At 38.3% G+C, this 26,263-nt stretch carries 11 protein-coding genes and 2 pseudogenes; 10 read left to right on the forward strand and 3 right to left on the reverse strand.

Annotated elements, in window-relative coordinates:
- The first annotated feature begins 9 nt into the window (after positions 1–9).
- The 7 genes from KD050_RS14825 to KD050_RS14855 all read left to right on the forward strand — a co-directional run bounded on the left by KD050_RS14825 (position 10) and on the right by KD050_RS14855 (position 13,837).
- A complete protein-coding gene (locus KD050_RS14825; protein WP_211893109.1) occupies positions 10–4,794 on the forward strand; it encodes an endonuclease in 4,785 nt (1,594 codons plus the stop codon).
- Between the two features lie 623 nt (positions 4,795–5,417).
- Entirely contained in the window at positions 5,418–6,020 is a 603-nt protein-coding gene (locus tag KD050_RS14830) for a TasA family protein (protein ID WP_211893110.1), read from the forward strand.
- A gap of 161 nt (positions 6,021–6,181) precedes the next feature.
- Positions 6,182–6,997 carry a SipW-dependent-type signal peptide-containing protein gene (locus tag KD050_RS14835; protein ID WP_211893111.1) on the forward strand — a complete coding sequence of 272 codons (816 nt, stop codon included), beginning with the start codon at positions 6,182–6,184 and terminating at the stop codon, positions 6,995–6,997.
- A 33-nt stretch (positions 6,998–7,030) separates the two neighbouring features.
- The gene (gene sipW / locus KD050_RS14840) at positions 7,031–7,645 is read left to right on the forward strand and encodes a signal peptidase I SipW (protein WP_211893112.1); all 615 of its coding nucleotides are present in this window, start codon (positions 7,031–7,033) and stop codon (positions 7,643–7,645) included.
- 33 nt (positions 7,646–7,678) lie between these two features.
- Positions 7,679–8,335, forward strand: a complete 657-nt coding sequence (locus tag KD050_RS14845; protein WP_211893113.1) for a M73 family metallopeptidase — start codon at positions 7,679–7,681, stop codon at positions 8,333–8,335.
- 538 nt (positions 8,336–8,873) lie between these two features.
- Positions 8,874–10,505 carry an S-layer homology domain-containing protein gene (locus tag KD050_RS14850; protein ID WP_211893114.1) on the forward strand — a complete coding sequence of 544 codons (1,632 nt, stop codon included), beginning with the start codon at positions 8,874–8,876 and terminating at the stop codon, positions 10,503–10,505.
- 377 nt (positions 10,506–10,882) lie between these two features.
- A complete protein-coding gene (locus KD050_RS14855; protein WP_211893115.1) occupies positions 10,883–13,837 on the forward strand; it encodes an S-layer homology domain-containing protein in 2,955 nt (984 codons plus the stop codon).
- A gap of 311 nt (positions 13,838–14,148) precedes the next feature.
- Here the strand turns inward: KD050_RS14855 and KD050_RS14860 are convergent, their stop codons facing one another.
- From KD050_RS14860 to KD050_RS14870, 3 genes are read right to left on the reverse strand one after another with little or no spacing between them, the layout of a single operon-like run.
- Positions 14,149–15,189 carry an acyltransferase gene (locus KD050_RS14860; protein WP_211893116.1) on the reverse strand — a complete coding sequence of 347 codons (1,041 nt, stop codon included), beginning with the start codon at positions 15,187–15,189 and terminating at the stop codon, positions 14,149–14,151.
- A 33-nt stretch (positions 15,190–15,222) separates the two neighbouring features.
- A complete protein-coding gene (gene galU, locus KD050_RS14865; RefSeq protein WP_211893117.1) occupies positions 15,223–16,101 on the reverse strand; it encodes a UTP--glucose-1-phosphate uridylyltransferase GalU in 879 nt (292 codons plus the stop codon).
- A gap of 14 nt (positions 16,102–16,115) precedes the next feature.
- Positions 16,116–17,639 (reverse strand): glucosyltransferase domain-containing protein, encoded by a 1,524-nt coding sequence (locus KD050_RS14870; RefSeq protein ID WP_211893118.1) that lies wholly within the window; start codon positions 17,637–17,639, stop codon positions 16,116–16,118.
- A 762-nt stretch (positions 17,640–18,401) separates the two neighbouring features.
- Between KD050_RS14870 and KD050_RS21550 the strand changes: the two are divergent.
- The 3 genes and pseudogenes from KD050_RS21550 to KD050_RS14880 all read left to right on the forward strand — a co-directional run.
- A pseudogene (locus tag KD050_RS21550) lies at positions 18,402–18,959 on the forward strand (S-layer homology domain-containing protein); the annotation flags it as partial.
- A gap of 645 nt (positions 18,960–19,604) precedes the next feature.
- Positions 19,605–21,431 (forward strand): annotated as a pseudogene (locus tag KD050_RS21555) (bifunctional UDP-sugar hydrolase/5'-nucleotidase); the annotation flags it as partial.
- A 96-nt stretch (positions 21,432–21,527) separates the two neighbouring features.
- Complete coding sequence (locus tag KD050_RS14880) at positions 21,528–26,252, forward strand: endonuclease (RefSeq protein WP_211893120.1); 4,725 nt, start codon at positions 21,528–21,530, stop codon at positions 26,250–26,252.
- Positions 26,253–26,263: the final 11 nt, after the last annotated feature.

Genomic DNA, 26,263 nt, shown 5'->3' on the forward strand with positions numbered 1-26,263 from the left:
ATTGTTTAGATGAGTAAAAGGAATTGGAAAAAACCAATTAAAGCTTTTTTATCAGCTAGTTTAGTAGCCAGTTTAGTTCTGCCAGCAATACCATCAAATGTAGTAGCCGCTACGAATGCAACGGACTTGATTATTTCGGAGTATATTGAGGGTAGTTCAGATAACAAAGCAATAGAGATTTATAACGGGACTGGCTCTGTAGTTAATTTGGGTGATTATAAGTTGGAGCAATATAATAATGGAAAAAATACAGCAACTTATACTGTCCCGTTAACAGGTACATTAGCTAATGGAGACGTTCATGTAGTTTATAATTCTTCGGCAGCCAATGGTATAAAAAGTGTAGGAGACCAAGTAGGTGGTCAAGTATTAACATTTAATGGCGACGATGCTATTGTTCTGAAGAAAATGGATGATGTAGTTGATTCTCTGGGACAAGTAGGGATTGATCCAGGAACTAACTGGAAAGCAAATGATGTAGCTACTTCAGAAATGACACTTATCCGCAACAGTTCAGTTACATCTGGTGACACCGTAACTAACGACTCATTTGATCCATCTATTGAGTGGTCAAGTCTTCCACAAGATGACTTTTCGAATTTAGGCTCCCATATTATGGATGGTTCAACACCTCCAGAACCAACTGAGCCAGTTGAAGTAACATCGGCAACAATCACTGGAACGGCAAAAGTAGGCGAAACTTTAACAGCTTCAGCAAACAAAGGTGCAACAAATGTAACGTACCAATGGCAAATGTCTGATACAGCGGACGGTACTTACACAAATATAAATGGTGCTACAAATGCAACATTAGCATTAGCTACAGAACAAGAAGGCCAATTTATTAAAGTCATCATAAAAGGTGAAAATGAAACATCTATAACAAGTGATGCGACAACAGCAGTTGCGGCAGCAGATCCTGAAGTACCTGTTGAAGTAATGTCAATCGCAGATGCACGTAAACAAGCATTAAATCAAGAAGTAACTGTAAAAGGGATCGTAACAGCTAAGCTAAAAAATACGATTCAACTCCAAGATCAAACAGCAGCAATCGCTGTACGTCCAACAGCACTTGCTATTGAAATTGGTGATGAAGTTACGCTAAAAGGTACTTTAAAAGAGTTTAACAGTCTTTTACAAATTGATCCTGCATCAATAGTGGAAAAAGGTAATAATGTTAGTGTTCCAGCACCTGTAGTTATCACTGGAGATAAATTAGTGGAAGAAAATGAATCGAAACTAGTAACGATTAATAACGTAACACTCACTGCAAATGCTGGTTCAGGTAATTACACTGCAATAGCAGATGGTGCGACAGTTGCAGTTCGTGATGAAAACGGTGATCTAGGTCTTGCTGAAAGCACAACATATGAATCAATCACAGGTATTGTGTCTCAGTTTAAAGATACGTACCAAATCATCCCACGTTCTCAGCAAGATATTATTGCTGATAGCTCTGTTATCCAACCTGTTTTTGCTAATCCGGATAGCGGAACATATGTAGAAAGCAAAACAGTTACATTGACTTCAAACACATCTAATGCTGAGATTCTTTACACGATAGATGAATCAGATCCAGTAGCTAATGGTGTAAAATACGAAGCGCCAATCGAAATTACAAAAGATACGACAATCAAAGCAGTTGTAAAAACCGCTGATGCGAAGTTCAGTGAAGTAAAAACTTTCGAATATAAAATTACAGATAGCCTGCAGATCCACGACATTCAAGGGGCTAACCACAAATCATCATTTGAAGGTCAAAATGTAGAAAATATTCAAGGTGTTGTAACATATTCTTTCAAATTAGGTACTGCAAATTACTACCATATACAAACACCAGACGCACTTGCCGATACTGATGCAAAAACGTCTGAAGCAATTCTTCTTTTTAGTGGCAAAAATGCTTGGCCAGTAAATGTAGGGGATTTAGTATCTGTTACTGGTAAAGTAAGTGAGTATGTTTATGATGGATATGCGGGTAACGAACGTCAATTAACTGATATGAAAACAACGCAAATCAATGTTCGTGATGATCAAGGTGGTAATGTTAAAGTTATTCAATCAGGTATGGACTTACCAAAACCAATCATCATTGATGAAAAGAACCTACCGACTCAATCTATAGACAGTGATCAACTAGCTCAATTTAACCCAGATGTAGACGCACTTGATTTCTGGGAAAGTATTGAAGGAATGCGTGTAGAAGTTGGTAATGTCAAAGCAGTGGCTCCACAAGAACACGGAGATATAGTAACTGTTCTTGAAAGCAAACAAACAAATTCTTTACAAGGTGGAATTTTGCTAGAAAAAGATAACCAAAACGTAGATCGTATCCAATTCCGTTTAGAGCCGAACAGTTCAGCACGTGATTTTGAAGTGGCGACTGGTGATAAATTTACAGGGCCGATCAATGGAGTAGTTGGTTATTCATTCCAAAACTATAAAATTTATGTTTCTTTAGATGAGATGAAACAAAAGCATTCAAAAGGAACAGCAAAACCAGAACAAACAAAGATTGTTAAAGAAGATGACAAATTAACGATTGCTTCTTATAACTTAGAAAATTTCTCTAATAATACACAGTCAACGACAGTTGATAAAGCAAAAAAATTAGCAAGAGCTATTGCAAAAGATATGCAAGGTCCTGATATTGTTGGAGTGACTGAAGTCCAAGACAATAACGGTCAAACTGCTGGTGATTCTAATGCTGACCAAAGTTATCAAAGACTGATCACTGAGATTGAAAATGCAGGCGGACCGAAATATAAATATTTGAATATCGACCCAGTGAAAAACCAAGACGGTGGGGCACCTGATGCTAATATTCGCGTAGGTTTCTTATATAATGCTGAGCGTGTGTCCTTACCAGAAGGAATTACTGCAGGAAATGCAACAACCGCTGTTGGTTACGTAAATGAGAAATTAACATTAAACCCTGGACGAATTGATCCAAACAATGCTGCATTCAATAGTAGCCGTAAACCTTTAGCAGCACAATTTAATTTCCAAGGTGAAAGTGTTGTTGTCATTGCGAACCATTGGAACTCAAAAAATGGAGATACTCCATTATTCGGTTCACAACAACCACCCGTTTATGGAAGTGAAGCGCAACGTGAACAAATTGCAAACGTAGTGTCTAATTTTGTTAAGGACATTAAAACAAAAAATCCAGATGCGAATGTTGTATCTCTTGGTGACTTTAATGACTTCCAATTCTCTGATGCATTAAAAATCCACGAAGGTGATCACATGAAGAATATGATCAATGAAGTGGAAACGTCTGATCGTTACACATATGTATTCCAAGGAAACTCACAAGTACTAGATCATATTTTAGTTACTAACAACCTTGTAAAGAAAACAGAAATTGATATTCTTCATATCAATGCAGACTTTACAGATATGGCTGGACGCGCAAGTGACCACGACCCTGTAATGGTTCAAATTGATTTACTTGCTGATGATGTTGAAGAACCTATTGAGGCTGAAAAAGCATATGACATCAAAAACCTTACGACTAAAAAATTGACGATTGGTAAACCAAGTGTATCGGTAATACTGGATGATCAGTCGACTATTACAGAAGGTATTTTATTTACTGGAGCTTATGGTGAATTCCAAGGAGAAGGTTTTGCAAAGCATTCTGTCACGGTTAAACCAGCAAATGCTGGGACAATTATTGATTTCAAAGCTACAACAGTCAAAAAAGTTATCATTGATGGTACTAACGTGAAGGAAATCCGTGGTGCTGAAAGTATTCAAGAAATTGAATATATCAATGATGCAAGTGCAAATACAATTAAATTTACAAATGTGAAAGGGGAACCCATTGAGGTTCCTTCTTTACCTGGTGGAAACAAAGCACCTATAGTGAAAAAGGAAATTCCTAATGCAACGATAAAAGTTGGAGAGTCTATTTCCATCTTATTAACAGATCATTTTTCTGATCTGGAGAATGATAAACTGACTTTTACTTCTACTAAAGGGACTATAACTGAATCTACTCTAAAGCTTACCCTTGAAAAGGGAAGCCATATTGTTGGGGTGACGGCTTCAGATGGTGAAAAAAGTGTAACTACAAATTTTAGTGTAAATGTAACTTCAATTGATTCTCCTTTAGATGTCTATTATCAAGATGCATTCGGTAAAGAAGGCGAAGCATTAAAAACAGCATTACATGAAATTATTGATGATCATACTCAACTTTCTTACGATAAAGCATGGGAAGCACTTCGCGAAACAGATGAAGATCCTAAGAATAAAAACAATGTTATTTTATTTTATTCTGGAGATTCACGTTCAAAAAGTAGTAACGGCGGAGATGTCGGACAATGGAACCGAGAGCATACTTGGGCAAAATCACATGGAAATTTTGGCACAAGTAATGGACCAGGTTCAGATATTCATCACCTGCGTCCAACAGATATGCAAGTAAATAGCTCTAGAGGGAGTTTAGATTTTGGAAATGGTGGGAGTTCGGTAAAAAATTGTGCTGAATGTAAACGAACTTCTAACTCTTTTGAACCACCAAATCGCGTAAAAGGTGATGTTGCACGAATTCTATTCTATATGGCAACACGCTATGAAAAAGGCGATAAAGTAGACCTAGAATTGAATGAAAAGCTAGGTAATGGAAGTGCACCATACCACGGCAAACTTTCAGTCCTACTTGAATGGCATAAACAAGATCCAGTAGACGAATTCGAACGTAACCGCAACGACGTCATCCAAAAATGGCAAGGCAATCGAAACCCATTCATCGACCACCCCGAATTTGCTGAACTAATTTGGTAAATTTTTTTGTGCCAAGCTCTAAAAAAAATCAGATAATTTGTTTCTAAAGAAACTGGATTTGAATTTAGTTGAAGATTGATAGGAAGGCTCTGTGGAGAGGAATCTCTGCAGGGTTTTTCTTTTTTGGGTTGGTATGGATATCATCTTGAATGGTACGAAAGTATACCAAGGTATCACCCAAAAGGAGAATACTGAAGAGCCAAAAACTACCCATTTGAGGGAGGCTCGATTGTTTCTCACTGTATATACTGAAGTTAGTTCCATTGCATGAGCATCAAAACGAAATCTAAAGGAAGAGGTGAATTACATAAAGAGAGGTGCTTAAATACAGAATTGAATATCAAAGAATAGTGGCATTATACTTCTTTTATCTATCGCTATTACAGGCTGAGGAACTAGTTATGCAATAAGAGTCTTAGCTAAAGACTTCTCTAGAGTGGGGTTATAAACCACCTCTGACAAAGTGAAACACTCGAAGCAAAACAGCTATTGGACTATGAAATGGTGCATGGAACCAAGTCTCCCTTAGCAAAAGTAACTTCGAAACAAAGTTTGAAAAAGAAAACGAGTAAGGCCCAGCAATAACAAAACTAAAAACTACAATTAATTGGAGGAAATTAAAAATGGGTATTAAACAAAAGTTAGCAATGGGTATTTTAACTGGTGGATTGGCTATTAGTATGATTGGCGGAGGAACTTATGCTTATTTCAATGATGTAGCAGTAAGCGAGAATAATACATTTGCTGCTGGTACGCTGGATTTGGCAGTGAATCCCGAAACTTTTATTAAAGTGGACAATTTGAAGCCTGGTGACTGGATGAATCGTACTTTTAAATTGGAAAACAAAGGTACCCTTGATATTTCTAAAGTATTTTTGACTACTGAATATACTGAATCGGTAGCAGGTTTTGGAGATCACATCGTAGTAGAATTCCTTAGAAACGAGGATAAAGGCAGTATACTAGGTGACAGCAATGTGATTGCTTCCAAGACTTTAAATGAATTAAGAGCATTATCGCTAGATGCCGTTGATAATACATCCCCTAGAGGATGGTTAGGATGGCAGGGTGGAGAACAGGACGGATTACTAGCGGGTACAAAAGATAATATGTACGTGAAATTTAGATTTAAAGATAATGGTGCAGACCAAAATGCATACCAAAAAGCAAACCTATCTTTAACGTGGAAGTTTAATGCGCAACAGACAGCAGGATCAGCGAAGTAACATAAATTCTGGGAGGAGAGCTCTTCTCCTCCCTTATTTTATTTCACTAATCCGTCGGTGCCCTTCCTTATGTATATTTCTCAACATATAACAATAATTTTATGTTTTGAGGAATATATTTAAGTATATTCCACGATAAAAATTAGAGAGGCGGAATCGGATTGAAAAGCAAACCTAGACGCAGATATAAGAAAAAGAAACACGACCTTTTCCTGTATTTAAAAATTGCATTCATTTGTTACTTAGCCATCTTTGGCGTCGGTTATATGTCATCAGACACATCCGCATATCTCAGCAGCCAGTCGGAGGTCTCTCAGACAATCACTGCTGGTACATGGGAAGTTCCGCAAGTACTTGTTAATGGATGTGGTGAGGGATACACAATTGATGAGGGATCGAGAGAGGAAATCGAGTTTAACCGTGAGGACAAAGATGACAATTCTAAGGAAGAAACCGGGAAAGATGGGTTACCGAGCGAGGAAATCATTGTCGACCCCGAGGACAACGAAGATAATCCTATAGAAGAAAGTGAAAAGGATGTAATACCAAGCGACGAAAATGAGATTGACTGTGGGGACAAAGATGAAAAGGATGCTGTAGGCGAGGTCGACTGCAAGGAAAAAGATGCAGCTTCAAGTGAGAAAGCCAAGGCAGACTGCAAGGATAAAGATGATGAACCTAATGTGGAAAATGAAAAAGAAAAAGCACCAGAAGACGTAGAAACGATCGAACCGATTATTGAGAAACAAAATGAATTAGAAGATGGAAACAATAAAGCGGAGAAAGGAAACGCGAATAAAGCAGACGTGGAAGATAGCAAAGAGGATGAGAAACAGAAGTCCAACGATGAAAGTCAAAAAGAACCAAAGATCAATGACGAATCTGTAAAAGAATCCAAGGATGAGATTTCGACTGAAAAGGATTCTAAAAAAGATGTTAATTTAGAAAACAACGAAATAACCGACGCCGTAAAATAAGTAAAAACATAAAGAAAGCAGAAGGTGATATAAATGAGAACGAAACCTAAAACGAATAAAAAGCAAAAGATAAAAAAGTGGGTAAATAACATTGTCTCCGGCATATTGATGATTCTACTTATCAGCGTAGCTACCATAGTAGTAATATCGAAAGCCTCGGGTGGAGAACCAGAATTTTTTGGATACCAATTAAAAACAGTTCTGTCGGGATCGATGGAACCAGGGATTCAAACAGGCTCCATCATCGCCGTCAAGTCGGCTGTAGTTAAAACTGGCTACGAAAAAGACGATGTCATTACATTCCAGGCAGAAGAAGACATTTTGATTACACACAGAATCACAGAGGTAGTCAGAACTGGTGACTCCGTACTTTACCGGACAAAAGGAGATAACAACAATGCGGAGGATATGAATCCGGTTCTTTCAGACAATGTGGTAGCAAAATACACCGGTTTCACATTACCTTACGTTGGATACTTCATTAATTTTTCGCAGTCTAAGAATGGCGCATTACTTCTTTTGATACCTGGATTCCTGTTGCTGATCTATTCCGCATTTACGATTTGGAAAGTGATATCTGTTATGGAATTGCGTCCGAAAGAACAAGTAGACATAGTAGGGGAAGATGGCGGAAAAAGTACTTCCTGAATTGGTCTATAGAATATGTAAGGAGGTATTACCATGACCAAATTCTATCGGTTATTCCCATTTCTTCTTTTGTTGAGTATGATCTGTTTCTATCCCGTGACAAATGTATTTGCAGCTGAAAACGACACGGCTGAGAATGAATTAGACATCAGTCTTTCATCAAAAGAGAATTTATTTGATATTAGCAACATGAAGCCCGGTGATTGGGCACCTCGGACCATTACAGTTCAGAATTCCGGAAGCAAAGATTTTGTTTACTATATGCAGTTGCAAAACAGTGGAGAAAAAAAGCTTTTCAATGAGTTATTGCTGGAAGTTAAAGCAGGTGACAAAGAATTGTATCAAGGGAAACTGGCCGAATTTGAATCATTGCCTGAAAGAGAACTAACGAGTGGCACTGAAGAAAATTTAGATATCACTATTCGTTTTCCAGAGCATCTTGGAAATGATTTTCAAGGACTTGAATCGGCTTTTGTTTTCTCTTTTACGGCGGAAGGAAAAGAAGGTACGACGGTTCAAGCTATGACAATGGGACATGTTGCAAGTGTCGGTCCAACACCAGGCGGGTCCAACCTCCCTCCCACATCGACAAATATAATTATTCTGATGTTGTTAGGTACTTTACTTGTGGCGGGTGGTATTGTGTTGATGATCATCAGACATTATAGGCGGATGAAGATAGCTCAATAAGACACTAAGATTTGAAAAGCTGCCAATGCATGGCGTATCGTGCATTGGCAGCTTTTTCGTTTTCGTCAAGACTATGGTGAATATGAGATGGATAAAAATATCCTATTTAAGCTTTTACAGTAGGACACCCATCAAATTCAACTACTCGAGCACAATGTGAAAAAATATTCACAAACTTTTTGGGCAGATTATTTGTTAAACAATAAAATGTGGTATAAATTCCTATTCCGCAAGTAAATCTCCACTGAGCGCAAGTAACTCAAACAGAACCGCAAGTAAACATCACCAAATCGCAAGTACCGCTCCATCGAAAGCAAGTATCCACCAGGTGAACGCAAGTATCGTGTTGTGTGTGAAATATATAATATGCACTCTTTATATTAGTATTAGTTCTTTGTACTTTGGATGATTAGACACTTGTTTTTTGCGGCTCTAGCAGATAGATTTTCTTAGGAAAGGATAGAGGATTATGAACCTCTAAAATAGAATATAATTATCTGTAATATAGTTTTTTATTTAGGGAAAGGGAGGTAGAGAATTGAAAAAAGCATTGAAGAAATTTAGATTATTGTTTGTCCTTGCACTTGTACTACAGCTAGTAGCTATTCCAAGTCTTTCATTTGCAGCTGAAACGGATACAGAAACACCAACTTGGGTTACTCCGGTAAATTATTTAGCACTTGGAGATTCGTTGGCTACTGGTGTTACGCCAGATAGTAAGCTTGGAAGTGGCTATACGGATTTCATCGCAGAGGCCTTGAAATCTAAGGATGTTTTGAACTCATTCAACAAAGGCTTTACTTTGCCAGGTTATACGACCTCAGATATTTTAAAGGATCTTCAAGCAAATGTGACCAAGCCAGTTTTTGGAATTGGCAATGAAGGCGATACTGCTGAGTTGCATAAGTCTATCGCAGCAGCAGATATTATCACTATTAGTGCTGGAGCAAATGATATTCTACCATACTTTAAAGTAGATGCTACTACTGGTGTTCCAACGGTAGATTTAGCAAAAATCATGGCTTCTATCCAACAGGTTGGCGTTAATTATAGCCAAATGTTAAAAGCTATCTATAAGCTAAATCCAGATGTTCAAGTATATGTAATGGGCTATTATAATCCATTCCCACAAATGGATGAGAAGTACCAAACCCAAATTGCTCAGTTAATGAATGGACTAAATGGGGCAATTCAAACTGGCATGACTGGCACTACTGCAGCTTTCATCCCAACTGCTGAAAAAATTGCAGAAAATTACGCAGCAAACCTACCAAATCCGAAAAATATCCATTTAAGTGAAGCAGGTTATAAGGTAGTTTCAGACTTATTCAATCAGAAATTAGTAGAAAGCTATCCATGGGTTTCAAAGGATACTCTAAGTATAGTAGTTTCCAACAAAACAAATGCAACATTGAGTTGGAAGCCTGCGACTGACAATACAGGAGTAGCTGGTTACGCAATCTATAATGGGAAAGAATTAGTAGGGCAAGTAACTGGAAACATACTCACATATGAAATAGGAAATCTAGAAGAAAATAAAGCATATACGTTTACAGTAGTAGCTTTAGATGCTTCCGGCAATGCGAGTACAGTGAACCCAACTGCTGCAATTACTACTGGAGTAACACCTGTAATTTTCCCGGATATTCAACAACACTGGGCAAAGGACTATATTACACAAGCCGTGGCTGCTGGAGTAGTGAAGGGTTATCCAGATGGTACATTTAAACCAGAACATAAAATTACACGTGCACAAGCAGCTTCAATCATCGTAAACGCATTAAAACTTAAAACAGATAAAGCTGCACCATTCGAAGACATTGGAATTTACGCTGCAGAAACACAAGCAGAGATTGCAGCTGCTTATCAATATGGCATTATTAAAGGAAGCGACGGGAAGTTTCGTCCAACCGAATATGTAACACGAGCACAGCTGGCACTTATGCTGAAACGAACAGTGGAATCCGTTACAGGAAATCCATACACAACGGAAATTCCAGCGCCATTTTCAGATATCGACCACTACGACGACGAAACAAAAGCCGCGATTTCTATGCTCGCTACATTTAAAATTATAAGTGGTTCAGACGGCAAATTCATGCCAGAAAACACAGCAAAACGCGGCCAAGCGGCCAAAATTCTTATCAATTCACTAACATATATAAAATAAAATAGACTTGCCAGAGCGGCAGATAGTATAAAATCAGCCGCTTATTTTTAGTTTTACTTTCCCTCAAATGATAGTTGTCACATAAACTGGTGGGCACCACTTAAAACAAAACATCCACCACATAACCTATTGTCCAACACATAAATCCTGCTATACACCACATAACCTATTGTCCAACACATAAATCCTGCTATACACCACATAAAACCAATCAACCACCACATAAACTTCACCATCAATCCAAGTATGCTTACAATTCCAAAAATAGAATCCCTATCCAAACAAAATTGTTATATACTAGGAGTAGGGGAAACTATTAACAATCTATTTCGTCTAATTTTTGCGGTGATGTTCATTAAAAAGGGGGAAATTCATATATGAAAAAACAAAATAAGTTTCTAGCGAGTTCTGTAGCTATATCTTTAGTAGCAACAGCTATTGCACCAACGGCTTTCGCAGCAAGTTTCTCAGATACAATCGACAACACACATAAAGAAGCAATTTATGCATTGGTGGATGCTGGTGTTATTACGGGCTATCCAGATGGTTCGTTCAAGCCAAACAAAACATTAATACGCTCCGATGTAGTGAAACTAATTGGAAAATATTTAGTGGCAGAGGGCTTCGTGGTACCGGAAAACTATAAGACAAAATCACGTTTTTCAGATATAGCACTAACTAATGATAATGACGAACTATTAAAATATGCAGCCTTGATAAAAGACAATGGGATATTTTGGGGAACGGAAGATAAACTTTTAGCTCAACAAAAAATGACCCGAGAAGATATGGCTATTGCCTTGGTTCGTCTGATGAATATCGGAGAAGATGCTAACTTAGAAGATTATGTAGCCAAACAAGTATTTAAAGCTGATGTGAAAGATTTGGCGAACGCCAAAGAGGCTGCACGCCCTTATATCGCTGTACTTGATTACTTTGATATTACAAACCCTGCTTTAGATAAATTTAATCCTAAAAGCACAACTACTAGAGGTCAATTTGCAACATTCCTTCAAAGAGTTATTCTATTAAAGCCGGCATCAATTACAACCTTTAAAGCTACTGGTGCTCAAGCATTAACCGTAACTTTCAATAAAGTAGTCGATTCTTCTTCTAAAATTACAGTTAAAAAAGGGACTTCAGATGTAGCAATCACGAGTGTGGAATTCGCAAAAGATAATAAATCAGCGAAGATTTTATTATCCGAAAGGTTAACAGCTGGAACATATAATGTTGCTGTAACTGGAAGCCCAGAGACAAGCCTATCGAAATCTACAACTGTAACGGATGAAATAGTGACTGCTATTAAGTTTCCAGCGAATGCTGCAATCCCGAATGTTGCGGGAAGTAAAGTACGTATTCCTTATAAAGTAGAAAACCAATACGGAGAAGATATGACATCCATTAGTCATAATTTAGTAGCAAACACTGACGTGGCAGGAGCAGGTAGTGACATTACTGTAAAGCCAACTGAAGGCGTTATAGAAATCTCGAAAGCTGCAGCGTCCTCTAACTTTAAGCTAGGGGATAATATATCGGTCACTTTATTGGATACAAAGACTTCCATCTCAGGATCTAAAATTGTTCGCGTTTCTGAACTATCAAAAGTAGCTGAAGTGAGTATTAAAAATGTGTATAACGATTTGAATCCAAGTGCTACTTTAGATCCTGATGCTACATATGAAGACTTTCATTTAGTTTTAAAGGCAATCGATCAATACGGCCTTGAAGTGCCATTTCAAGATATCGCAAAAGACGTTACCGTTTCGATTTCAGATACAACGATTGTTGATGTGAACAAAAGCGTAACCTCACCTACTTTTTCACAATTGATAATAGATGGTCAAAAACAAACTGTTCTTGAGCTAAAACAGCCGAAAACTAAGAAAACTGGTAAAGCAACTATTTCAATTGCTTCAAAATCTACCGGGAAAACGGCTAAATTTGAGGTAGTAGTTGCAGAAGGTGTGAAAGCTGATACGATTTCACTCAACACTCCAAATCTAGTTGTTGCAGATGAAAAGACAGAAGTGGCTTTCCAAATACGAGGAATTGATGGCAATGAAATCACAAACCCAGTAACTTTAAATAAGTCAAATGGCGTGACTGTATCAACGAATGATGCGAATGTAAAGGCAACGATAGAAAGCGATCCATTGACGGGCAAAGCAAAATTAATATTAACCGATTCTTCAAAATCAACAAAAGATCGTCAAGTACTAATATCCGCAACAACAGCAACGAAGAGGTCAGAAACACTTCTCGTAACAGTTAAAGCGAAAGCAGAAGCAAAAAAGATTGTAGCAACAAAAGATTTAGAAACAAATCTACTAGTTGGCGGGGCATTTACATTAAACAAAGAGTCAATTATTGTGTTAGATCAGTATGATCGAGAATTCATATTGTCTGATTCAAACCTAGCAACAGCTGAAACAACAGCAAACGCAGGTAAATACTTAGTTAAAGTAGATGCAATGGATGACAAAGTAAAAATTTCAACAAACAAAGTTATTTCAGCTAAAAACGAAGTAACTGTAACGGGCAGTAAAAAAGGTGCAGATGCGATCAAGCTGACTTTACAAAAAGTAGATTCGAAAGGCAGCGCTCAATCGCAAGAATCTAGTGAATATGATATGAATCTAAGAGTAATCGATAAAGCAAGCATCGTTTCCTATGAAATGAAACCTATTTCACAAATTTACGATAACCCATCGAATTTGACAGTAGAAAACTATGCTACCGAATTGATTGTTTATGGAATCACATCAGATGGCAATAGACTCGTTGTACCAAAAGCAGAATATACCGTAATCACTGGGCATAATGATCTCATTTATAATGTATTAAACGGAAAACTATCCGTTCGAGGAACAAAAGATATTGTAGATAAAGAAGATAAAGCTGTTCCAGTAAAAGTAATCGTAAATGCTGACCGTCAGCCAGTAACACTCGATCAAGAGATCATCGTGACAAAGGCAGAGCCACTTGCAAGTAGTGTTGAGCTCCAACCAACCAATGGCCTGACAATTGAGAACCAAGTGATAAAAATCCCAGCAACAACAGCAACCGTAAATATCGCTTCAGCCGATTTAAGAGCAGTATTGAAAATCACCGATCAATACGGAGAAGATATTTCCAAAACTGCAGCAAGCCGTATCAAACTAACAGCAACCAACCTAGTTAACGCAGACGCGGACAATATAGCACCAACCGTAACAGGCAATGGAACCAATACCCTAACATTCAAGGATGTAGAAAAAGGCGACACATTCTACTTAACCTACATCGTAGACGGCAACACCCTAACAACACAAGTAATCGTAGGCCAATAAAACAAAAATCCTCTCATCTGAGAGGATTTTCTTATTTACTTGAAATTATATATTACAAGCCACCAAATAAATCCCTCCAGCTACCACATAAACCTCTCTAGCCACCACATAAACCTCTCTAGCCACCACATAAACCAGGACAACCACCACATAACCCGATCCAACCACCACACAAACTAGTAGCTACCACATAAATTCATCCAATCACCACATAAACCTCCCTAGCCACCACATAAACCAGGACAACCACCACATACCTTAAACAAAAAAAGAGAAAAGCGAGCAAAAACCGCTCACTTTTCCCTTCAATCTTAGATTGTTCTATTCAACACAGGAATCTTACCAATAACCCAACTAACAATAGCAGAAATCACTAATAATATAAGTGTCTGCAATGGAATCCCTATAACTGGGTGGATGTATATGTCCAATCCTTCATGAAAGAAAGGTCTTAACAAATCCAATATCACGGGATGCACCAAGTAAATGCCGAAGCTTGTTGCAGAGATGAGTTTAATAATCTTTCCAGCTTGAAAATCAGTATTTTTCTCACTCAAATGAGTAATGGCATATTTGATGAAAACAAACAATGCAATCGACATGGCGATGACTCCTGGACTGGAATACGAAAAGGCGTAGCTAGAAAAAGCACCTTGATCGAATGCGAAAGAGTTTGTTCGTAAAATGGTGCCAGTTCCACCAATGATACCTAGTAGATAAATAACGATTCGTGCTTTTAAAGGTTGTTCGAATTTAGAAAAGTAATAGCCCATTAAAAACATGCCGATAAACTCCGTTAATGGGAAAAAAGTAGCGACATCATTCGGGATGATAAACGAATAATAGCGGAATCCTCCATATACCATAATCCACAAAAGTACAAGATATCCTACTAGTGTACGGGATGCATGATTCACAAATACATTAAAAATAGGAACCAATAAATAAATCCCGATTAACGCAGCAAAATACCAAAGATGATAGTATGTACCATTGTTCAGCATTTGAGAGATCATCTTTGTAATAGAAAGATCAGCACCGTAATAGAAGTGCCTCCAAGCAAAGTAAAATACAGACCAAAATAGGAAAGGGACAATAATCCGGTTCGCCCGTTTTGTAAAGAAATCGGTCAAGGATTCTTCTTTTCTACCTAATAGTAATGCCCCACTTACCATTAAGAATAATGGAACACACCATCGAACTAGCGAGTTATAAATAATGCTAGACTCCCAAATCCAAAAGTCGACTTTGTTGTACATTGTTGCATATGGTGCAGCTGTATGTATTACCAATACACCAATAATTGCGATAGCCCTTACATAATCCATATAAAAAATGCGTTTTTTAGCCATTTAAGTACTCCTTATCTTGCTCATAAAAAGAGATTAATGAGACACTAGTGATTTCACATATTTCTTCAAAATATCCTCCACACCTTGACGCAAATCAGGTCTTTCTAAAGCAAAAGCAATAGTCGTATCGATGAAACCAAGCTGTTCACCGATATCGTAGCGTTTACCCTCAAAATTATAGGCATACACTGGTTCACTTCTATTCAATCGCTCAATCGCGTCCGTTAACTGAATTTCGCCACCAGCACCGATTTTTTGGTCTTCTAGTAGAGAGAAAATAGCTGGTGTTAAAATATATCTACCGACAATTCCAAATTGGGAAGGTGCATCTGCCTGTTTTGGCTTCTCCACAAATTGACGAACCTTCATCAAACGATCATCTGCATTAATCGGATCTATAATACCATATCGATGAACGTCCTCTAAAGGCACTTTTTGTACACCGATAACACTACTTTGTACTTCATCAAATTGGCTGATCAGCTGAGCAAGACAAGGCACTTCACTGGAAACAATATCATCTCCCAGTAACACGGCAAACGGCTCATCCCCGATAAATTTACGTGCACACCATATGGCATGTCCTAGCCCAAGCGGTTCTTTTTGACGAATATAATGGATATCCACAGTGGAAGGGGCCTGTACTTTATTTAACAAGTCAAATTTTTCGTGCTCCAGCAAGTTTGCCTCTAGCTCATATGCGTTATCAAAGTGATCTTCGATGGCGCGTTTATGCTTTCCCGTTACGATAATAATATCTTCAATACCAGATGCGATTGCTTCTTCTACTATATATTGAATGGTTGGCTTATCTACGATTGGAAGCATTTCTTTCGGCATCGCTTTTGTGGCAGGAAGGAATCGTGTGCCAAGACCTGCCGCTGGAATAATTGCTTTTTTTATAGTACTCATTGTATCAACGTCCTTTATTTATTTAGCTTTATCACCATAATATCACCCTCGACTCGAACTGAATCGGGATGCGGCCAAGTAGGCATGCCTTCGAACCATTCGGTATCCTGAATAGTCTGTTTCTCCTCTGGACTCGCTAAGTGGAACGATTCACCAAACTCATTGGCAAATAAATACTGATAATGGTAAGGCTGTGCTAGAATGGTTTCTCCAATAACTCCCGTCATAGATGGAAGTCTATCTGGTATTGTCGATGAGCCTAACTCCGATTTCAAATAATATGTTCCATATATCGCAAGCTTCGTGACGTTTTCATAGCCAGCAGTTTGTTCTATACGGTCCAACACTCGATTAGCATAGGAAACCGACTTTTCATACTTTAATGTCGTATTAAAATACGAAATATTCGCGATTAGTCCAAAGTTAAACACGGTCAACCCAAGTACGATAACAGTAGACCAAGCTATCCCTTGTCCAAATCCTTTTTCACTAGTCATCCGATCGTAAAATAAAATTGGGAGCAAATAAAAACTAACAAGTCCCATCACCATCAGCATGTGATATTCCACACCAGGTGACACGAAATACATACAATAAGAAAGCACTGGCATCATAACGAAAATGCCAACAGCAAGTATAATATGTACAAGTGGTAGTTTACGTAATGTCCATATAAAGCTAGCGATAGTTACAACTACTAAGAACGCATTCAACACATCCAAGAAAGTCATTGCTGTATCAGCCTGGAAACCTCCAAAGAAAAAGGCCACCATGGAATTCTTAATAGCTACAAAAGCCGATACCAGACTCAAGGATCCAGCTCCAATTTCACTTAAACCCTGATAATCCGAAATCTCCCCAGCAAAATAGGTTTGATAGATTTTAAATGTAATGGCATAAAGGATCATTCCGACACCAATCGTCAATACGTAGCTAATCCACTTACTAATAATTACTTTCAACTTTTTATTTCCAAATAAAAGATCCTGTAACCATACTAACGCTATTAAAGTTAGTGCAAGTGGAAGATTGGCCTGATAAATTCCGACCGATAAATAGAAGATGAAGGCTCCTGCTATAAAGCCATATCTAAACTTCTGTGTTACAAGAATAGCTAGGGCAGCAAGTAAAAAGCCCATCATATACCCATCAGCAGTGAACATATAAGAAAACGTCGAAGCAATAGTTGGAAAGCTTACAACCAAACCAGCTGTTAACCAAATGGACAAGGTTTTCCGAAGCTTTAGAATCTCTACAATCAGCACGACTGTTACCGCTAAATAGAGGATAGACAATACACCGATAACAAACGGTAGATCAAAATAGGAGCTAATTCCACTAAAGGGACCGAGGAAAAAACGCCCTAATTTAAATTTCAATTGCGTATTATGAATATTAATAAGTCCATCATGGTTAGGTAAATAATTGACAAATGCGTATAAATGAATCAAAAAGCCAATAACAACACTGGCCATAAATGCAGACTTCCACTCTGGGCGAATCCACTGCTTGAATTTCTCTAAAATTTGTTCTGGCATACATGTACTCCTTTTAATCATATTAATCCCTTCAAATTATAGCATAGCTACACGGTTGAAAAGTAGTCGAGTAGGGAAATGGACGTATTGGATGGAATACAACAAGTTTTCGCACCACGAGAAAATGCAACAAGTGCATCAGCTTCCAAATAACTTTACTTCCTATTGGAAACCTTATAAAAGTACCCACCACACTTTCTATGCGAGAGAGATTGCTACCGATACGAGTGAGATCCACTTCATTACGAGAGAGCTCGCCGCTCATACGAGAGAGCTTTATCCACATATGAGAGTGATCCGCACCTATACAAAAGAGCTATCCCCGAACGAGAGAGATTTCCACACTCATACGAGAGCAATCCACTTCTATACGAGAGAGTTTGTTTCTCATACGAGAGAGATCCGCATCTATACGAAAGAGCTACCCCCGAACGAGAGAGATTTCCACTCATACGAGAGCAATCCACTTCCATACGAGAGAGCCACGCCTCCATACGAGAGCCAACTACAAAATCCCAATCCCCAAAACTTAACCAACTCAGGAAATGGAAATTGTAGAATACCTGCAAATTCTCAAAATCCTATAGCCGTAGAAATGGAAATCTATATCTCAAGTAATTGGAATCTTTCTCTAGTACCTAACATATGGTGAAAGGTATAGGAAATTTGGCAGTCCCTCAATGCGACTATAGATTAATAGGAGGCTAGTTTATGAAAGAAAGAAGAAAGCTAAGACAACGGACATATAAAGCAGCACTGGCAATGGCTTTAGCAACTGGATCACTAGTAACATTGTCACCACCTAATGCATTAGCAGCAGATGTGAATGAAAAATCCTTCTCCGATGTACAAGCATCCCAGCATTTCTATGAGGCTGTGAAGAATTTGACAGCCAGAGGAATAATCTCTGGTTTTGAAGATGGCACGTTTAGACCGTCTGAAAACATTAGCAGAGCACACGCTGCCAAAATAATGGCGCTTGCTTTAGGATTAGATACAAAAAACGTAAAAAATCCTGAATTCAAAGATGTGAGCACCAGCCATCCAAACTATGAAGCGATTGCTGCGCTTGTCGAGGCTGGCGTTTTAAAAGGCTATGAAAATAATACATTCCATCCAGATGGCAATTTAACACGAGCTCAAATGGCTAAGATGCTAGTAAAAGGTTTTAAGTTTGAAGAAGAGAAGTATAGTAATCTACCGTTTGATGATGTGAAAAACAATGAATGGCATGCGAATTACATTCAAACCTTATTTGACCATAAAATTACAACCGGTAAGACGGCTAGCAAGTATGATCCAAATGCATATGTTACACGTGGACAAGCTGCTTCCTTTATTTACCGAACGGAAGCTACCAAAAAACAAGAAGCAGTTTTAATACAAAATATATCTAATAATGAACTCACAGTCTCAGATGGAACATACGCAATACCTAAAAGCTTCGCTAACATCTTAAGCGAATCCAATTTAGCAATATTGAAAGGTTCACATATAAAATACACAGTGAAAGACAAGGAAATCGATAATATTAGCTACATCGAGATACAAGCAAGCGGAACAGCTAACAACTACCTTGTACTGGATGGTAAAGGTGATAAATTTAATGGTGAACTTTCAACTAATGGCAATTTCATTACGATCAAAAACATATTATTAGCATCACTCCAAATAAAGCAAGGAACTACCTCAGTCACAGTAGATGCTAAGGTTGAAAAACTAAAAGTCCAATCGAAAAATACAAAAGTCACACTCGGCACAAATGCTAAAATCGGCGACCTTCTTCTACCAGCTGGAACACAAGCAAAAGATATCATTCCAAACTATGACAAAGTAAAGGCAAATATCGAAAAGATTAATGGCGTAGCGAACCCAGATGCCAAACCAGTGACTCCACCATCTTCTGGCGGAGGAGGAAGTGGAGGCGGAGGCGGTAACACTAATCCACCAACAAAACCAGAAGATAAAAACTTCGACTTATCTATTATGCACTTTAACGATACACATGCTCACCTGGATAATGCCGCAAAACGTGTGACAGCGGTCAATGAAGTACGTGCTGCTAAACCGAACTCATTGTTATTAGATGCAGGGGATGTTTTCTCGGGAACTCTCTATTTTAATGAATTTAAAGGACAAGCTGACTTAGAATTTATGAATTTAATGAAAGTCGATGCAATGACGTTTGGTAACCACGAATTTGATCTTGGTTCATCACCTGAAGGTCACAAAGCATTAGCAGATTTCATCAAAGCAGCGAACTTCCCGTTTGTATCTGCAAACGTCGATTTTTCAAAAGACGGTCTATTTACAGGTTTGTTCAATACTAAAATTGCGGATAAACCTGAGAAAGCCAATATTTATTCGGGAATAGTAAAGGAAGTAAATGGAGAGAAAATCGGTATCTTCGGTTTAACAACTGCCGAAACGAAAGACATTTCAAGTCCAGGTAAGATCGAGTTCTCTAACTATATCGACGATGCGAAAAAGATGGTTGCTGAGTTTGAAAAAATGGGTGTTAACAAAATCGTTGCGATCACACATATTGGCTACGACGACAATCCCGCAGTGGACAATGATATGGAACTTGCTAAAGCAGTCGAAGGTATCGATGTAATTGTCGGTGGACATAGTCATACACAACTAGACAAACCAGTTTTAGTAAGCAAAAATGCTCAGCCTACAATTATTGTGCAAGCTTACCAATATGCTGATTTCCTTGGAACATTGGATGTCACATTCGACAAAAACGGGGTTATTGTTGGACATGCAGGAAAGTTGATAAAAGTTGCGGATAAAGCTGCAGACCCTGCAGCGGCTGAAATATTAAAGAAATACTCTGATAGAATTAAAGATATATCAAACGAAGAAACTGGTGCAATTGCTGTAAATGCATTAGAAAATCCACGTTCAAATGCAAATAGTAGTAATAGTGTTCGTAGCAACGAAACGCCACTAGGAAATGTAATTACAGATGGCATGCTTAGTAAAGCAAAAGTGTACAACAAAAATGTAGTCATGGCATTCCAAAATGGTGGAGGAATTAGATCAGCGATCAATCAAGGACCTATTACAGTAGGTGAAGTGATTACCGTGCTTCCATTCGGAAATACATTAGCGACGATGGAGTTAACTGGAGCAGAAATCAAAGAAACGTTTGAAATTAGCTTCAAAGAACTTCCACGTGAAAATGGAGGATTCCTTCATGTATCAGGTGCAAAAGTAAAGTATGATTCGTCCAAGCCTGTTGGTCAACGAGTTGTATCCATTGCTTATAAAAATGCAGAAGGTAGTTACACTGAAATACAAGATACCCAGAAGTATACCATTGCAACTAACGCATTCACTGCTAAAGGTGGAGACGGCTATACGGTATTAGCAAAAGCCTACGCAGAAGGTAGAGTTACGGATCTCGGTCTATCCGATTGGGAAAATTTCAGTGAGCACCTTGTAAGTTTAGGGAACGTGGATCCAAAAGTCGAAGGACGTATTGTCGACGTGAAGGATGAAGACCCAAACAATGAATACCCAGGTGGAAATATTGACGAGGACGATTTCTCAGGCACTGTAGAAGTACCAAAAGTGTACAATGGCGACGTGACGGTTTCGGTTACAGAAGTGTCCTTCCTTGGAAATGCCATTATTAAAGGGAATTTAACTATTACAGGAAATCCCTCTAATAATATGACACTTTCTAATATTACGGTTAAAGGCAACTTGGACCTTTCGGGGCTAAACGGAGAAACCTTAGATCTTGATGGAATCATTGTGGATGGAGAGACAATTTTTTAATACCAATCACCAAGCTTTCGAATAGAAAGTAGAAAGCTTGGTAAATCAACATAATAACTTTACTAGAAATCCCTATATAAAAGGAGAATTGTATAGATGAGTAAAAGGAATTGGAAGAGGCCCATAAATGCTTTCTTATCTGCAAGTTTAGTAGCTGGTCTAGTAATTCCAGTGTTGCCATCGAAGGCTATAGCCGCTACGAATGCATCGGAGCTAATTATTTCAGAGTATATTGAAGGAAGCAGTTTTAATAAAGCAATTGAGATTTACAACGGAACAGGGGCTACAGTAGATTTAAGTGCATATACACTTGAACTTCATTCAAATGGAGCAGTTACAGCAGGAAATAAAATGACATTATCGGGAAGCTTAGATAATGATGACACATATGTAGTACATCATAAAGATGCAAATGCTGATATAAAAAGCAAAGGAAATCAAGTTGATTCGAATGTTATTAATTTCAATGGCGATGACCCTATTGTTTTAAGGAAATCAGGTGAAGTGATTGACTCTATCGGGCAGGCAAATGGTTCCAAAAATAATTTCGGTGCGGATGTTACACTAGTACGCAAAAGTTCAGTTACAGAAGGCGACAGAGTAATCGATGACGCATTCGATCCAACTGCGGAATGGACGACACTACCAAAAGACGATTCTTCCAATTTAGGCTCTCACACAATGGATATTGGTGGCACGGATCCGGGAGAAACTCAAGTAGAAACTGTAACAGTTTCTATCCCTTCATCGACTGTACCAGTAGGCACAGAAATTACATTATCGACTAACACGGAAGAAGCTTCCATTTACTATACGACAGATGGATCTGATCCGTCTGATTCAAGTATTAAATATGAAACTCCAATTGTTATCGACAAAGACATGACGATTAAAGCAATTGCAATAAAAGAAGGCTATGTAAACAGTCAAATTTCTACATTCTCCTATACGGTGATAAGTGAAACTGGAGCATTGACCATTGCAGAAGCACGAAATACAGCTCTTGGAGAAACCGTTACTGTTAAAGGGATAGTAGCTGCAAACTTGAAAAATTCCATTTCAGTTCAAGATGCGACAGGCGGTATCGCAATACGTCCGACAAGTATAGCTGCAACTGTAGGTGATGAAGTAACGCTTACTGGGAAATTAGCGGAATTCCGTGGACTTCTTCAATTAGACGGTGCAACGATTGTTGCAAAGACTGAAAATGTAGGTGCTCCAACTCCTAAGGTTGTAACAGGAGCGGAAGTGAACGAAAACAATGAATCACTTCTTGTCCAAGCAAAACAAATTACACTAACTGCAGTAAATGCAGGAAACTATACAGCAACAGATGGAACGACAGAGTTCATCGTTCGAGATGAAAACAACTCATTGGGTTTAATTGTAGGTAATACGTACGAATCCATTACTGGTATTGTGCAACAATTTGACGCAGCTTATCAAATTATCCCTCGCTCAGTTTCAGATATTGTGGCGGATAGCTCCATCATACAACCTGTTATAGCAAACCCGGGAAGTGGAACTTTTGTTGGAAGCACAACAGTTACATTATCCACAACTACGGCAAATTCGGAAATTTTTTACACAGTGGATGGAAAAGATCCAATTGAATTTGGTGTAAAATATGCATCTCCGATTACTATCACAAAAAATTCAACACTTAAAGCAGTCGTAAAAACACAAGATGGTACTTTTAGTGAAGTAAAATCATTCGAATATACAATTACAGATAGTCTTCAAATTCATGATATCCAAGGAGCAGGACACTTCACATCTTTTGACAATAAGACAGTAGAGGGCATTCAAGGAGTTGTTACTTACTCGTTCTTATTAAATGGTGCAACCTACTATCATATCCAAACACCGGATGAGTTAGCGGATACGAATCCTAATACTTCTGAAGCCATTGTACTTTACAGCGGAACAAACACATGGCCGATTAAAGTAGGAGATTTAGTATCAGTCACTGGGAGAGTAAGTGAATTTGCATATGACGGATATACTGATCGTCAAACAACTGATTTGAAAACTACGCAAATCAATGTTCGAAATGACCAAGGTGGAAAAGTCGAAGTCATTAAAAGTGGCGTAGCTTTACCAGCTCCGATCTTAATCGATGAAACTAAAATGTCTCTCGCTAAAATTGATAGCGACAATCTTACTGTTTTCAATCCGACGGTAGATGCAATCGATTTCTGGGAAAGTATCGAAGGAATGCGCGTGCAAGTCGGAAATGTGAAAGCGGTAGCGCCTCAAGAGCATGGCGATTTGATCACCGTTTTGGAAAACGCTCCAACGAACTCCCTTCATGGCGGGGTTTTATATGAAAAGGATAATCAAAATCCAAATCGCGTGCAATTCCGTTTAGAGCCAAATGGACCTGGTCGTGATTTCGAAGTAGCAACTGGAGACAAATTTAAAGGACCGATAACGGGAGTGGTAGGCTATTCATTCCAAAACTTTAAAATCTATGTCTCTTTAAATGAAATGAAAGCTGCTCATACAAAAGGAACTGCAACACCGGAAAAAACAACAATTGTAAAAGCAGAAGATAAGTTAACAATTGCTTCTTATAACTTAGAAAACTTCTCGAATAACAAAACATCCACAACAGATGACAAAGCACGTAAATTAGCAAGAGCAATTGCTTCGGATATGCAAGCTCCTGACATTGTAGGTGTAACAGAGGTACAGGATAATAATGGTGAAGGTACTGGAGACTCAAGAGCGGACCAAAGTTATAGCAGACTAATCGCTGCAATTAGTGCTGCCGGTGGACCAACCTATAAATATGTAAATATTGACCCAGTAAACAATCAAGACGGCGGAGCACCAAATGCTAATATTCGTGTTGGGTTCCTTTATAATCCAGAACGAGTAAAGTTGACAGAAGGTATTTCTGCTGGAAATGCGACTAATGCGGTTGGTTACAAAGATGGTAAGCTAACACTTAACCCAGGTCGTATCGATCCATCGAATAGTGCATTTAACAGCAGCCGTAAACCTTTAGCAGCACAATTTGATTTTAAAGGTGAAAGCGTCGTCGTTATTGCGAATCATTGGAACTCTAAAACTGGTGATACACCATTATTCGGATCCATCCAACCACCAAAATACGACAGTGAAATCCAACGTAAAAAAATTGCAAAAATTGTTTCTGACTTTGTTGTAGATATTAAAACGAAAAACCCAGATGCAAACGTTGTATCTTTAGGTGACTTCAACGATTATCAATTTGCCGATTCCCTTTTAATTCACGAAGGTGAAAACATGACAAACATGATTAACAAAGTGGAGACGTCAGATCGATACACATACCTATATCAAGGAAACTCACAAGTACTAGATCATATTTTAGTCACTAAAAACTTAGAAAATAAAACGAAAATCGACATTCTTCATATCAATGCAGACTTTACCGATATGGCAGGACGGGCAAGTGACCATGATCCAGTAATGGTACAAATTGATATTTTAGCAGATGATGTTGTTACACCGATTACAGCTGAAAAAACATACAACATCAAAAATCTTCAAACAAAGAAACTAACTATTGGCAAACCTAGCGTTTCTATCACACTTGACGATGCATCAGAAATCACAGAAGGCATTCTATTCACAGGTAATTATGCAGAATTCCATGGAGAAGGCTTTGCAGAGCAAACTGTAACGATTAAACCAGAAAAAGCTGGCGCGATTATGGATTTCAAAGGTACCAATGTCCAAAAAGTGATTATTAATGGAACAAACGTAAAAGAAATAAGAGGCGCTGAAAATATTCAAGAATTTGAATTTATTAATGGTGCGGATAGCAAAAACATTAAAATTACAAATTCGAAAGGGGAACCCATTGTGGTTCCTTCTTTACCTGGTGAAAACCAAGCACCAGTAGTAAAGAAAAGTATTCCAAGTCAAACAGTTAAAACCGGAGAGTCCATTTCGATCCTATTAACAGATCATTTTGCAGACCCAGAAAACCAAGTATTAACTTTTTCTTCCACTTTAGGAACGATTGAAGGTTCTACGTTAAAACTTAAACTTACAGAAGGAAGCCACATTGTAGGAGTTACTGCTACAGATGGTGAAAAAAGTGTAACGACAAGCTTCAGTGTACTTGTAACTTCCGCTAGCTCACCTTCCGATGACTATTATAAAGATGCTATCGGTAAAGAAGGGCAAGCGTTAAAAGCTGCACTACATGAAATAATTGACGACCATACTCAACTTTCTTATGACCAAGTATGGGAAGCATTACGTGAAACAGATGAGGATCCGAATAATACAAACAATGTCATCTTGTTTTACTCTGGAGTATCACGCTCTAAAAATGCCAATGGTGGAAATGTAGGACAGTGGAACCGAGAACACACATGGGCTAAATCACATGGGAACTTCGGTACAAGTAAAGGACCAGGGACCGATGTCCACCATCTTAGACCTACAGACGTACAAGTGAATAGTTCAAGAGGAAACTTGGATTTTGATAACGGTGGCAGTCCGATAAATAATTGTGACGAATGTAAACGTTCCTCTAACTCTTTTGAGCCACCAAATCGTGTCAAAGGCGATGTTGCTCGAATCCTCTTTTACATGGCAACACGTTATGAACAAGGCGATAAAGTAGATTTAGAACTAAACGAAAAGCTTGGCAATGGAAGCGCACCCTACCACGGAAAGCTTTCAACCCTACTAAAATGGCACGAGCAAGACCCAGTCGATGAATTCGAGCGCAATCGCAATAACATCATTCAAAAATGGCAAGGAAATCGTAATCCATTCATCGATCACCCAGAATGGGCAACATCAATCTGGAACTAACTTAGATTTTT

The organism is Psychrobacillus sp. INOP01 (assembly GCF_018140925.1).
Taxonomy (GTDB): Bacteria; Bacillota; Bacilli; order Bacillales_A; family Planococcaceae; genus Psychrobacillus.